This window comes from Streptomyces sp. NPDC058295 (assembly GCF_042880655.1).
GTDB classification, from domain to species: Bacteria; Actinomycetota; Actinomycetes; order Streptomycetales; family Streptomycetaceae; genus Streptomyces; species Streptomyces coriariae.
Map to the genome: position 1 here is coordinate 44,095 of NZ_JBHVYO010000034.1, position 11,939 is coordinate 56,033.

Below are 11,939 nucleotides of genomic sequence, written 5' to 3' on the forward strand. Positions count from 1 at the left end.
ACGAGGCGGGGTCACCGGTGAGAGCCGGTGACCCCGCCTCGGCCGTTCCGTTCGTACACGTAGGAGTCGAGGGAGTTGCTGACATGAGGGAAGCCCGTGAGGCCTTCCGCCGCTTCTGGCCGCTGACCCGCGGTGACCGCGGGTGGATGCTGGTGATCGTGGGGTGCGTGGTGGTGTCCGCGCTCGCCGAGACGGCCTCCATCCTGCTGTTCGCCGAACTCACCGACAACGCCCTCGCGGCCGGCTCGCTCTCCGCCTTCTGGGGTCCGGCCGGAGCCTGGCTGGGCGTCGCCGCCCTCGGCGCGCTCGTCGCCTATCTGGGCAACTCGCTCGCGACCTGGACGGCGGAACGTTTCGTCCTCCGGCTGCGCGCGAACGTCTTCGGTCACGTCCAGGACCTCCCACCCCACTTCTTCCAGCGGCACCGCCGCGGCGACCTGGTGGAACGCCTCACGGGAGACGTCGAGGCCATCGAACAACTGGTCGTGTCGGGTGTGGTCGGCACGATCTCCGCCGCCTTCTCCGCGGTCTTCTACGCCGCGGCGGCCCTCTGGCTCCGCTGGGACCTGGCCCTCGTCACCTTCGTCCTCGCCCCCCTCTTCCTGCTCGCCGCCCGCCGCTTCTCCGGCCGGATCAAGGAGGCCTCACAGGACGAACGCGTCGCCGACGGCGCGATCACCTCGGTGGTGGAGGAGTCGCTGGGCAACATCGTGCTGACCCAGGCGTACAACCGTCGCCGCGACGAGGAACGGCGCCTCGACAAGGAGGCCCGCGCGTGGATGCGGGCCAGTGTGCGCGGGGCGCGGCTGAGCGAGATGTACGAACAGTTCGTCGAGGTGGTCGAGACCCTCTGCGTCCTGTCGGTGATCGGCCTGGGCGTCTGGGAGATCTCGGCCGGCCGGATGACCCTCGGCGCCCTGCTCGCCTTCGCCGCGTTCATCGGCTACCTCTACCCGCCGGTCCGCAACCTCGGCCGGCTCGGCCTGACGGTCACCGCGGCCACGGCGGGCGCGGAACGCATCGCGGAACTCCTCGACGCACAGCCGTCGGTGCGGGACCCGGAGGTCCCCGTCCCCGCCTGGCCGGTCCGGGGCCGGGTCAGCCTGCACGGCGTCTCGTTCCGCTATCCCGACGCGGCCCGCGAGTCGCTGCGGGACGTCACCTTCACCGTGAGCCCCGGCGAACTGGTCCTGGTCACGGGCGCGAGCGGGGCCGGCAAGTCCACCCTCTCCAAACTCCTCACCCGCTTCTACGACCCCGACGCGGGCGTCGTCCGCCTGGACGGGGTCCCGCTCACGGACGTCCCGCTGGAGTTCGTCCGCGAGAACACGGCGCTGCTCCCCCAGCAGACCCTCGTCCTCAACGGCACGATCCGGGAGAACATCGCGTGCGGCCGCCCGGGCGCCACGGACCCGGAGATCGAGCAGGCGGCCAGGTCGGCCGCCGCCCACGAGTTCATCGCCGCCCTCCCCGACGGCTACGACACCCCCATCGCCCCCGGCACCGCGGCCCTCTCCGGCGGCCAGCTCCAGCGCGTCGCCATCGCCCGCGCGATGCTCCGCGCGGCCCCGGTCCTCGTCCTCGACGAACCCACCGCCGGCCTCGACTCGGTGGCCGCCCGGCAGATCGTCCAGCCCCTGCGCCGCCTCATGTCGGGCCGCACCACGATCATGATCACCCACGATCTGAGCCTGGCCCGCGACGCCGACCGCATCCTGGTCGTGGACGAGGGGCGGCTGCTGGACGCGGGAACGCACGACGAGCTGATGACCCGTTGCGCGGCCTACACCAGGCTGGTCGAACCGTGGTCGGAGCCGGCCCGGGAGAGCACGGCACGCAAGCGGCTCACCGACGACACGCTGGTGCTGCGCCTCTGAGGCGGCACCGGCGATACGGGCGCCGCGGCCCGCGCGGCGACACCTGAACAGGCGGCACCCGCACCGGCGTCACCCCACCCGCAGCATGTACCCCAGCCCCCGGGCCGTCTGGATCAGCCGGGGCTCGCCGTACCGCTCCAGCTTGCGCCGCAGGTACATGACGTACACGTCGAGCGTGTTGGACGTCGGCTCGAAGTCGAACGGCTTCATCAGACAGTCGTCCGCGCCGTTGTCGAGGGCGACGATACGGTCGCCCACCGCGTCCCGGCCGGTGATCATCAGGATCGGGACGGTGGAGGCCGGAGGCCCGGAGCCGCCGCCGGGTCGCGGCCGGCCCGTCCAGGCCGGGCATGGTGACGTCCATCAGGACCAGGTCGGGGGCGTGGCCGGGGGCTCCGACGAGATCGAGCGCGAGGTCGAGGGCGAGCCGTCCGTCGCCGGCGAGGACGGTCTCGTAGCCCTCGAAGCGGAGCAGCCGGCCGAGTCCCTCGCGGATGTCCGCGTCGTCGTCGGCCAGCAGGATCCTCCCCGCCATACCCGTTCCCTCTGCCGTTCCCCCGCCCGCCGCCGTCCCCTTCACCGTTCGTCTCACCATTCCCTCACGGTGGAGCGAGGGGCTGTGGTGGAGCCGGCAGAGGGATGTCAGGAGGCCGTGGGGGTCCAGTCGCCCAGCCAGTCCGCGACCTCCTGGGCGGCGGCCTGGGCGTCGGTCAGCAGGGGGCGGTCGGCGCTCGCCGCGCCCGAGCCCGCACCGGTGTTCTTGTACTCCGCGAACCGGTCGTCCTTCCAGGAGAAGCCGCCCATGTCGGACCAGGGGGTGGTCTTGATCGCGGCGCTGAGGGAGGTGTTGCGGACGGTGGTCTGCGGGTCGAGGGTCGCATCGCCGCCCGCGTGCCAGTTGCGGCCGAGGAAGAAGCTCCGGTCGGACACGTCACCGTTCACCGTCGAGTTGGCGATCAGGATGCCCTTGCGGCCGGCGGCCGTGCTGGGGGCCGTGACATAGCCGGCCGAGGTGCCGTTCCAGCGCTTCTTCAGAGTGATGACGGACTTGTCGATCACCGCGGTGGCCCGGCCGAAGATGAAGTCGGTGTTGCCGATGACATAGGAGTTGGTCATGTAGACGCGGCCCAGCTTGTCCTTGGCCGCGGTGTCCACCAGCAGCGTGTCCTGGTCGCCGCTGACGATGACACCGTCGAGGAACACCTTGTCGGCCGAGGTGCGCAGGGCGACCGCCTGGTTGGCTATGTCCTGGTGCGCGGCCTCGTCGAAGTCGTTGGAGATGGTCAGGTTGCGGGCCTGGAAGTCGTCGCCGTCGACGGCGACGGTCGCGCTGCCGCCGGTGCCGTACGTGCCGGAACCGTCGGGCTTCGGCGTACCGGACGCGTTGTCGTAGACGATCGTGGCGTCCTTGCGGCTGCCGCCGGTGCCCTGGATGGTGACATGCGGCTTGTTGGACGGGACCTTGACCAGCTCGCGGTACGTGCCCGGCTTGACGGCGATCACGACGCGCGCGGGGTTGTTGGCCGGCACGGCGTTCACGGCGGCCTGCACGGTCGTGTACTGCCCGCTGCCGTCCTTGGCGACGATGAGCGTGGTGGCGGCGGCCGCCTTCGTGGTGCCCGTCGCCGTGGTCACCGTCGTCCCGATGGAGGTGCGCGGTCCCGCGCCCGACTTGAGGAGCGCGGGCACGTCCGCGGCCTTGTCGAGGGTGTACGCGTAGTACGTCCTCGGATCCCAGGCCGCGCCCGTGCCGCCGCTCTCGTTCTTGCCGGTGGTGCCGGAGAACACGTTGCCGCGCTGGACGAGGGTGGCGCCGGCGTCCCGGACGACGGGGTTGGTCAGGCCCTGGAAGTAGGAGTTCTCCAGGACCATGTTCGTCCCGCCGCGCGAGTAGTTGCCGTACGAGGACTTGATGTCCGTCCCCGCCACGTCCTCCAGGAAGTTGTTGTACAGGTGCGCGTGGGCGACGTTGTCCGTGGACGGGTTGCGCTGCTCGGTCTCGCGGATCCAGTTGTGGTGGATGGTGATGTCGGCGGTGACGTTGTCGGTCCACCCGATGCCGAACGCCTTGTTCTCCTGGCTCAGCTTGTTCCAGGAGACCGTCAGGTAGGTGGTGTCCTTGCGGCTGTCGATGAGCCCGTCGGCCATGTGCCGGATGTCGTTGTGGTCGATCCAGACGTGGTGCGCGCCGTCCATCTGGATGCCGTCGTAGTCGTGCTCCTTGTCGTTCCAGACGCCCTGGTAGGCGTCCCGGATCGTCAGGTTCCGGATGATCACGTTGTGGACGCCCTGGCCGAGGAAGAAGCCGCCGCCGACGATGTGCCCGGCGGTCCCGGACCCCACGATCGTCTTGTCCGACTGGACCTTGATCTCTTTCCCGACCGGGTCCATGGTGATCGTCGCGGCGACGACGATGACGTACGGCTCGGCGGCCGTCGCGTACTTCTCCAGGTCGGCGAGCGTCTTCACGGTGACGGTCTTGCCGTCCCGGCCGCCGTAAGTGCCGTTCTGGCCGAGGGCATTGACGGAGGCGAAGCCGTCGGCGGTGGCGGTCGCCCAGGCGGGTGCGGCCGCGGTCGCGGCCGCTGCCCTCGCCTGCGCCTCCACGCCGAAGAGCCCGAGGTCCGTGCCGTAGGCGAGGGTGCCGGCGGCGGTGAGGGCGAGGGGTACACCGAACGCGAGGGCGGTGCCGCGCCTGCGGTGCCGGGGCTTGCTGGTGCCTCTGCTGCGGTGCGCGCTCATACGACAGTCCGTTCCGTGCGGGGCGGGGGGAGTTGATGCGCTCCTGGGTCGCCGCCCGGATCGGAAAGGTTGCCGCACTCACGGAAATGCGTGGGGAGAGAGCCGTCCGCCTCCTACGAGACGACGGCGGGGTCCTCCGGCGGAGGGGTCGGAGCCCCCGGCAGCCGGACCGTCGCCACCGTGCCGCCGCCGTCCGCGCGGGCCAGACCGACCTGGCCGCCGGCCTGTTCCACGGTACGGGCGACGATCGAGAGACCGAGGCCCGAGCCCGGAAGGGCCCGCGCGCTGGGGGAGCGCCAGAAGCGGTCGAAGACGTGCGGGAGTTCCTCGGTGGGGATACCGGGGCCGTGGTCGCGGACCGTCAGCGTCCCGTGGCTCAGCCGGACGTCGATCGTGCCGCCCTCGGGGCTGAACTTCACCGCGTTGTCCAGGATGTTGACCACCGCACGCTCCAGCGCGGCCGGTTCCGCCCGGGTGTACCAGGGCTCCAGCGAGGCCGTGATGGTCAGCTCCGGGCCGCGCAGCCGGGCCCGGCGCAGCGCTGACTCCACCGCGTCCTCCAGCGAGACCACCTGCACGCGTTCGCCGCGCTGCCCCTCGGAACGGGACAGTTCCTGGAGGTCGCCGATGAGTGACGCCAGCTCGGTCATCTGCGCCTTCACCGAGGCGAGGAGCGCCTTGCGGTCCGCCGGGGGGATCGGACGGCCCGTCTCCTCGCTGCGGGTGAGGAGCTCGATGTTGGTGCGCAATGAGGTGAGCGGGGTGCGCAACTCGTGCCCGGCGTCCGCGATCAGCTGCTGCTGGAGCTCACGGGAGTTGGCGAGGGACGCGGTCATCGAGTTGAAGGAACGGGAGAGGCGGGCGATCTCGTCGTCGGTCTCGTCCTCGACGGGGATCCGGATGCTCAGGTCCTCCGTCCGGGCCACGTGTTCGACGGCTTCGGTGAGCTTGTCGACCGGCCGCAGCCCCGCACGCGCCACAGCCAGACCGGCGGCGCCGGCGCCCACGACTCCGATGCCGGAGACGAGGAGCAGGATGAGTGCGAGGTCGTTGAGGGTGGACTCGGTGCCCTTCAGAGGAACGGCGACCATGACGGCCCCGTACGACTGCTCGCCGGTCGCGGCGTTCTGGAGGGTGATCGGCGTCGTCATCACGCGCACCGAGTCGCCGCTCTCGTCGGTGCCGTTGCGGATGAGGGACTTGCCGCTGCTCGCGTTCTTGATCACGTCCTTGTCGGCCTGGGTGACCTTGATCGAGCCCTCTGACTCGTCGATGACGCAGGGCGTCCCGTCGGTTTTCAGTACCTGCGTGTAGAGGTCGTTGCGGAACGGGTTGTTGTTCGACTGCGGGGTCTGGGTGCAGTTGTCCAGCGCACTCTGCATCTGGACGGCCTGCCCCGGCCCCTTCATCCGCGACTTCGTCAGATCCTCGTCGACCTGGTCGTACAACTTCCCCTGCACGATGAACCAGCAGGTCACCGAGACCGCCGCCACCGCGAAGGCCACGGCGGCGGCGACGAGCATCGACAGCCGGGCCCGGATGGGCAGGGTGCGGAACCGTCGGACGACCCTGTTCACTCCGCCCCGCCCTGTCGCAGCACATACCCCACGCCCCGCACGGTGTGCACCAGGCGCGGCTCTCCGCCCGCCTCCGTCTTGCGGCGCAGGTACATCACGTACACGTCCAGCGAGTTGGACGACGGCTCGAAGTCGAAGCCCCAGACCGCCTTCAGGATCTGCTCACGGGTGAGGACCTGGCGCGGGTGTGCCATGAACATCTCCAGGAGGGTGAACTCCGTGCGGGTCAGTTCCACGGGGCGTCCGCCGCGGGTGACCTCGCGGGTCGCGAGGTCCATGCGCAGGTCGGCGAAGGTGAGGGCCTCGTCCTCCTCCACGGCGCCCGCTCCGGCCGCCGCCGCGTAGGAGCTGCGCCGCAGCAGGGCCCGTACGCGGGCGAACAGTTCGTCCAGTTCGAAGGGCTTGACCAGGTAGTCGTCCGCCCCGGCGTCGAGTCCCGTGACCCGGTCGCCGACCGTGTCGCGGGCCGTCAGCATCAGGATGGGCGTGGTGTCGCCGGCCCCGCGGATGCGGCGCGCGGCGGTGAGGCCGTCCATGCGCGGCATCTGGATGTCCAGCACCACCAGGTCGGGCTGGTAGGCCGTCGCCTTCTCCAGCGCGTCCGCGCCGTCCACGGCGACCTGCGTGTCGTAGCCCTCGAAGGCGAGGCTGCGCTGGAGTGCTTCACGCACCGCCGGCTCGTCGTCGACGATCAGGATGCGCTGGGTGTCACGGTCGCCTTCGGCGGGGCTCATGGGCGTGGTTTCCTCGGGTGCGGTGGGACGACGGGAGGCCGGACCTGCTGAACTTGCTGAGTGTCCTCAGCCTCGCACGGTTCCCGGTGTGCGCGTGAAGAGCGGGTTGCGGTGAGATCAGCCGCGCAGGGCCGCGAGCCGGTTCAGCGGCACCTTGCGCTGGTGCGGGCGGGCCGCGGTGGTGCGCAGACCCATCAGCTGGGGGGCCGCCACCTCCGGCGCGCGGGTGGGCGCGACCGGCGGGTGCAGCTCGTACGCCACGTCGAGGGCCAGGCCGAGGTCGGCCGCACCGAAACCGGTCACCGTGTGCGAAACCTGCTTGATCATGACGTACTCCCTGACTCGGTGGTGGGTTGTCAGCTGTCGGAGCCGCCGGCCCGCAGCGTGGCGAGGTCGGCCTTGACGGTGTTGATCGGGATGGCGAAGCCGAGGCCGACGCTGCCGGCGTCGGCGGAGGAGGAGTCGGTCGCGGCGGAGTACATCGCGGAGTTGATGCCGATGATGTTGCCGCTGGCGTCGATGAGCGCGCCGCCGGAGTTGCCGGGGTTCAGTGAGGCGTCCGTCTGGAGCGCCTTGTACGTCGTCGTGGACGTACCCGTGTCGCCGTTGAACTGCTGGCCGCCGAACTGGAACGGCCAGTTGCCGTCGCCGCCCTGGCCCTGCTGGCTCTGGCCCTGGCTCTCGTCGGTCGAGACGGTCACGTCCCGGCTCAGCGCGGAGACGATGCCGCTGGTGACGGTGCCGGTCAGGCCCTCGGGGGAGCCGATCGCCACGACCGTGTCGCCGACCTTGACGCCGTCGGAGTTGCCGAGGGTCGCCGCCTTCAGACCGGACGCGTTCTCCAGCTTGATGAGCGCGAGGTCCTTCTTGCTGTCCGTGCCGACGACCTTGGCGGTGTACGACTTCCCGTCGCTCGTCGACACCTTGATCGAGGTGGCGCCGGAGATGACGTGGTTGTTGGTGATGATCTCGCCGCCGCTGGTGATGATCACACCGGAGCCGGTGGAAGTCCCGTTGCTGAGCGTGGCGCTGACCTCGACGACGCTCGGGCTGACCGCCGCCGCGATGGTGGCCACGTCACCCGTCTTGCTGGAGGGCACCACGCTGGTGGTGGTGGACGAGGAGACCACCTCGTCCTTGCCGGTCAGCTCCTGGATGCCGTAGGCCGTGCCGCCGCCTATGGCGGCCGCGACGATCGCCACGGCGGCGAGCAGCGCGAAAGGACCGCGGGCCCGCTTCTTCCGGTCGGGCGCGGGCTCGGAGGCCACGGGGGTGAGGAGAGCGGTTCCGCCGCCGTAGCCGCCGTTGTCGGCGCCGCCGGCCGCTGCCTGGGTCTGCCACACCGCGGTGGGCTCGACGGCCGGCTGCGGCTGGTGCGCGGACTGCTGCACCGGCTGCACGGGCTGCTGCTGCACCGACTGCTGCTGCACGGGCTGCGCGACCGGCTCGTAGGCCGGCGGGGGCGGCCATTCCGGGTCCACCGGGGAGGAGGCCATGGGGGCGGAGGCGTGCTGCTGGGCGCCCTCGTACGGGGCCTGGTACGGGTTCTCGAAGTTCTCGTACTCGCCGCTGCGGCGGATGCTCTCGGTCATGAACGAAGCTTCTCGCCCGACCATGAGAGCTCCCTGAGTGCTCCCTGAGAAGCCCGCCAGAACCTCGTATGCCCGATATAAAGAGCGATCCCGCAGTAGGGCGGAGCCTCTCAGACGCGTCTCATACAGGGCTCGTACGACTCGTGGAGGGCGTAGCCGGGAGGGCTACTCGCAGCCGCAGGACCGCCGCACCACCAGTTGCGACGGGAACACCTTCAGCCGCTCGCGCCGCGAGCCCGCGACCCGCAGACCGTCGTCCAGGACGAGGTCGACCGCCGCCCGGGCCATCGCCGAGCGGTCCGATGCGATCGTTGTCATGGGCGGGTCGGCGAGGGCCGCTTCCTTGATGTCGTCGAAGCCGATGACCGCCAGCTCGCCGGGCACGTCGATGCGCAGCTCGCGCGCCGCACGCAGCAGGCCGATCGCCTGGTCGTCGGTGGAACAGAACACGGCCGGCGGCCGGTCCGGGCCCGCCAGCAGTTCCAGGGAGACGCGGTAGGCGTCGTAGCGGTTGTACGGCGCCTCGAAGAGCCGGCCCTCGGTGCTGACGCCGGCCTCGTCCATCGCGCGCCGCCAGCCCTCGACGTGGTCGGAGACCGGGTCGCCGACGGAGGGCGTGTCCGCGGTGCCGCCGACACAGGCGACGTACTCGTAGCCGTGCTCCAGGAGGTGGCGTACGGCGAGCTGGGCGCCACCCAGGTCGTCGGTGACGACGGCGACGTCGTCGATGGCCTCGGGGCGTTCGTGCAGCAGCACCACGCGAGCGTCCCAGGCGTCGATCTCCGCGGCCGCCAGGTCGTTCAGCGCGTGGCTGACGAGGATGAGGCCCGAGACGCGCATCCCGAGGAACGCCCGCAGATAGTGGACCTCGCGCTCGGCGACGTAGTCGGTGTTGCCGACCAGCACCATCTTTCCGCGCTCGGAGGCAGCCTGCTCGACCGCGTGCGCCATCTCGCCGAAGAAGGGCTGACGGGCGTCCGGGATGATCAGGCCTATGAGGTCGGTGCGCCGTGACGCCATCGCCTGGGCGACCCGGTCGGGCCGGTACCCCAGCTCCTTGATGGCGGCGAGGACACGCTCGCGCGTGGCCGGGGCGACCGGCCGGGGTCCGTTGTTGATGACATAGCTGACGACAGCGGTCGAAGTCCCCGCCAGTCGCGCCACATCATCCCGAGTCACCTTGGCCACCCGCGGAGTCTACGCGGATGGACCCGCTCTGGGCAGGGCGTACAGGAGCTTCCCTGTGCGCGGGCAGCGCCCTTCCCGAGCGGGTGCCGGGCTTACCGGCGGGTACTACGCCTCCGCTGTGACCTCTGCGGCGTCCAGGGCGGCCACGTTGTCCGGATCGTCCGCTTTTGACTGCTCCGACCGGTCCGCCTTGGCCTTGGCTTCGTCACTCGCGCGCTCCCCCTTCTCAGGGGTAACGAATCGATAACCGACGTTCCGGACGGTTCCGATCAGCGACTCGTGCTCGGGGCCGAGCTTGGCCCGCAGGCGTCGTACGTGGACGTCGACGGTCCGGGTGCCGCCGAAGTAGTCGTAGCCCCAGACCTCCTGGAGCAGCTGGGCGCGGGTGAACACCCGGCCCGGGTGCTGGGCCAGGTACTTCAGGAGCTCGAACTCCTTGAAGGTGAGGTCCAGGACCCGCCCCTTCAGCTTCGCGCTGTAGGTCGCCTCGTCGACCGACAGGTCGCCGTTGCGGATCTCCATCGGGGAGTCGTCGTTGACGATCTGCTGGCGGCCCATGGCCAGCCGCAGCCGGGCCTCGACCTCGGCCGGTCCTGCGGTGTCCAGCAGTACGTCGTCGATGCCCCAGTCGGCGGTGACGGCGGCGAGGCCGCCCTCGGTCACGACCAGGATGAGCGGACAGCCGGGTCCGGTGGAGCGCAGCAGCTGGCAGAGGCTGCGGACCTGGGGCAGGTCGCGGCGGCCGTCGATGAGGATGACGTCGGCACCTGGGGTGTCGACGAGCGCGGGGCCCTCGGCCGGGGCCACCCGCACGTTGTGCAGCAGCAGTCCGAGAGCCGGAAGCACCTCCGTCGACGGCTGGAGAGCGTTGGTCAGGAGCAGCAGAGAACTCATACGTCCGGTTCCTCCTCGGTCCCTGCGAGGACATTGCGGCACTGCGGGTCTTGCGGCACTGCTCTGCGATCCCGAAGGGGCCGTACACCTGCGGTCACCTGGCGTTTCCCGCCCGGTTCCCATTTCGTATACAACGCTTCCGAAAGCACAAAAGGACCCGGGGGCTACGCTGCCCGAGTCCTCTGTCCAGCAGAATAGCCCACATGAGCAGCGGTCCGGCAGGTCATGTGGCACGTTCCACCGTTCGTCCGTATTCCGAGACGGGCACGCACGCACCATTGCGGACGTTTCTGCCCACCGCCGACGGGATTGCCGTCGATTCCGTATACGAACCGGGTGCGGCCGTATACGACGCCTCCGCGCCATCCACCCGTCACCCGGTGTTCGTCGTCGCCCACGGATTCACCGGGGACGTGGACCGCCCGCACGTGCGGCGCGTGGCGTCCGCCCTCGCCCGGTGCGGAGCCGTCGTCACCTTCTCCTTCCGGGGCCACGGCCGCTCCGGCGGACACTCGACGGTCGGCGACCGCGAGGTCCTCGACCTGGCCGCCGTCGTGGAGTGGGCCCGTTCGCTCGGGCACGCGCGCGTGGTGACCGTCGGCTTCTCGATGGGCGGCTCGGTGGTGCTGCGGCACGCGGCGCTGTACGAGGGGACGGTGGACGCCGTCGTCTCCGTGAGCGCCCCCGCCCGCTGGTACTACCGCGGCACGGCCCCGATGCGCCGGCTGCACTGGATGGTCACCCGCCCCGAGGGCCGCCTGGTCGGCCGCTACGGCTTCCGCACCCGTATCCATCGCCGGGAGTGGAACCCCGTCCCGCTGTCCCCGGTCGAGGCGGTCCCGAAGATCGCGCCGACCCCCTTGCTCATCGTGCACGGCGATCAGGACGGCTATTTCCCCCTGGACCACCCCCGGATGCTGGCCGAGGCGGCCGACGGGCACGGCGAACTCTGGCTGGAGCACGGCATGGGCCACGCCGAGCACGCGGCCGACGACGGCCTGCTGGCCCGTATCGGGGACTGGGCGGTCGCGCGGGCGGGCTAGCCTGACCGTGTACACAGCCGATTGATTGAGGAACCTGATGCCCAAGGTCACGGTGCGCTACTGGGCGGCCGCCAAGGCCGCGGCCGGGGTCGCCGAGGAGCCGCACGACGCGGCCACACTCGCCGAGGCACTCGACGCCGCACGTGCGCGACACCCCGGTGAACTCGTGCGTGTCCTGCAGCGATGCTCGTTCCTCGTCGACGGTGACCCCGTGGGCACCCGCGAACATGAGACGGTACGGCTGGCCGACGGCGGCACGGTCGAGGTGCTCCCGCCGTTCGCAGGAGGGTGA

At 70.7% G+C, this 11,939-nt stretch carries 10 protein-coding genes and 1 pseudogene; 3 read left to right on the forward strand and 8 right to left on the reverse strand.

The features are described 5' to 3' along the window. Positions 1 to 83 precede the first annotated feature (83 nt). Positions 84 to 1,877 carry an ABC transporter ATP-binding protein gene (locus ACFVYS_RS30460; RefSeq protein ID WP_389507212.1) on the forward strand — a complete coding sequence of 598 codons (1,794 nt, stop codon included), beginning with the start codon at positions 84 to 86 and terminating at the stop codon, positions 1,875 to 1,877. A 69-nt stretch (positions 1,878 to 1,946) separates the two neighbouring features. Here ACFVYS_RS30460 and ACFVYS_RS30465 read toward each other — a convergent pair. The 8 genes and pseudogenes from ACFVYS_RS30465 to ACFVYS_RS30500 all read right to left on the reverse strand — a co-directional run bounded on the left by ACFVYS_RS30465 (position 1,947) and on the right by ACFVYS_RS30500 (position 10,604). After that, positions 1,947 to 2,412 (reverse strand): annotated as a pseudogene (locus ACFVYS_RS30465) (winged-helix domain-containing protein). Positions 2,413 to 2,519: 107 nt separating this feature from the next. Further along, positions 2,520 to 4,619: a pectinesterase family protein gene (locus tag ACFVYS_RS30470; protein WP_389507214.1), complete on the reverse strand. Its 2,100-nt coding sequence runs from the start codon at positions 4,617 to 4,619 to the stop codon at positions 2,520 to 2,522. A gap of 113 nt (positions 4,620 to 4,732) precedes the next feature. Continuing rightward, positions 4,733 to 6,196 (reverse strand): ATP-binding protein, encoded by a 1,464-nt coding sequence (locus tag ACFVYS_RS30475; RefSeq protein WP_389507215.1) that lies wholly within the window; start codon positions 6,194 to 6,196, stop codon positions 4,733 to 4,735. After that, the gene (locus tag ACFVYS_RS30480; protein ID WP_054243830.1) at positions 6,193 to 6,930 is read right to left on the reverse strand and encodes a response regulator transcription factor; all 738 of its coding nucleotides are present in this window, start codon (positions 6,928 to 6,930) and stop codon (positions 6,193 to 6,195) included. Before ACFVYS_RS30480 ends, ACFVYS_RS30475 begins: the two co-directional genes overlap by 4 nt. 117 nt (positions 6,931 to 7,047) lie before the next feature. Next, a complete protein-coding gene (locus ACFVYS_RS30485; protein ID WP_351766760.1) occupies positions 7,048 to 7,257 on the reverse strand; it encodes a hypothetical protein in 210 nt (69 codons plus the stop codon). Positions 7,258 to 7,286: 29 nt separating this feature from the next. Then, positions 7,287 to 8,522 carry a S1C family serine protease gene (locus ACFVYS_RS30490; protein ID WP_389507218.1) on the reverse strand — a complete coding sequence of 412 codons (1,236 nt, stop codon included), beginning with the start codon at positions 8,520 to 8,522 and terminating at the stop codon, positions 7,287 to 7,289. A 165-nt stretch (positions 8,523 to 8,687) separates the two neighbouring features. Next, entirely contained in the window at positions 8,688 to 9,710 is a 1,023-nt protein-coding gene (locus ACFVYS_RS30495; RefSeq protein ID WP_389507220.1) for a LacI family DNA-binding transcriptional regulator, read from the reverse strand. Between the two features lie 105 nt (positions 9,711 to 9,815). Continuing rightward, a complete protein-coding gene (locus ACFVYS_RS30500) occupies positions 9,816 to 10,604 on the reverse strand; it encodes a winged-helix domain-containing protein (RefSeq protein ID WP_389507222.1) in 789 nt (262 codons plus the stop codon). A 203-nt stretch (positions 10,605 to 10,807) separates the two neighbouring features. Here ACFVYS_RS30500 and ACFVYS_RS30505 point away from each other — a divergent pair, with 203 nt between their 5' ends. Then, positions 10,808 to 11,647: an alpha/beta hydrolase family protein gene (locus ACFVYS_RS30505; RefSeq protein ID WP_389507224.1), complete on the forward strand. Its 840-nt coding sequence runs from the start codon at positions 10,808 to 10,810 to the stop codon at positions 11,645 to 11,647. 37 nt (positions 11,648 to 11,684) lie between these two features. Continuing rightward, a complete protein-coding gene (locus tag ACFVYS_RS30510; protein WP_020130366.1) occupies positions 11,685 to 11,939 on the forward strand; it encodes a MoaD/ThiS family protein in 255 nt (84 codons plus the stop codon).

Excerpts from the sequence above, each read along its gene's own strand:
- ACFVYS_RS30460 (WP_389507212.1), top strand. The coding sequence starts at position 84 with ATGAGGGAAGCCCGTGAGGCCTTCCGCCGCTTCTGGCCGCTGACCCGC.
- ACFVYS_RS30470 (WP_389507214.1), bottom strand. The coding sequence starts at position 4,619 with ATGAGCGCGCACCGCAGCAGAGGCACCAGCAAGCCCCGGCACCGCAGG.
- ACFVYS_RS30480 (WP_054243830.1), bottom strand. The coding sequence starts at position 6,930 with ATGAGCCCCGCCGAAGGCGACCGTGACACCCAGCGCATCCTGATCGTC.
- ACFVYS_RS30485 (WP_351766760.1), bottom strand. The coding sequence starts at position 7,257 with ATGATCAAGCAGGTTTCGCACACGGTGACCGGTTTCGGTGCGGCCGAC.
- ACFVYS_RS30490 (WP_389507218.1), bottom strand. The coding sequence starts at position 8,522 with ATGACCGAGAGCATCCGCCGCAGCGGCGAGTACGAGAACTTCGAGAAC.
- ACFVYS_RS30500 (WP_389507222.1), bottom strand. The coding sequence starts at position 10,604 with ATGAGTTCTCTGCTGCTCCTGACCAACGCTCTCCAGCCGTCGACGGAG.
- ACFVYS_RS30505 (WP_389507224.1), top strand. The coding sequence starts at position 10,808 with ATGAGCAGCGGTCCGGCAGGTCATGTGGCACGTTCCACCGTTCGTCCG.
- ACFVYS_RS30510 (WP_020130366.1), top strand. The coding sequence starts at position 11,685 with ATGCCCAAGGTCACGGTGCGCTACTGGGCGGCCGCCAAGGCCGCGGCC.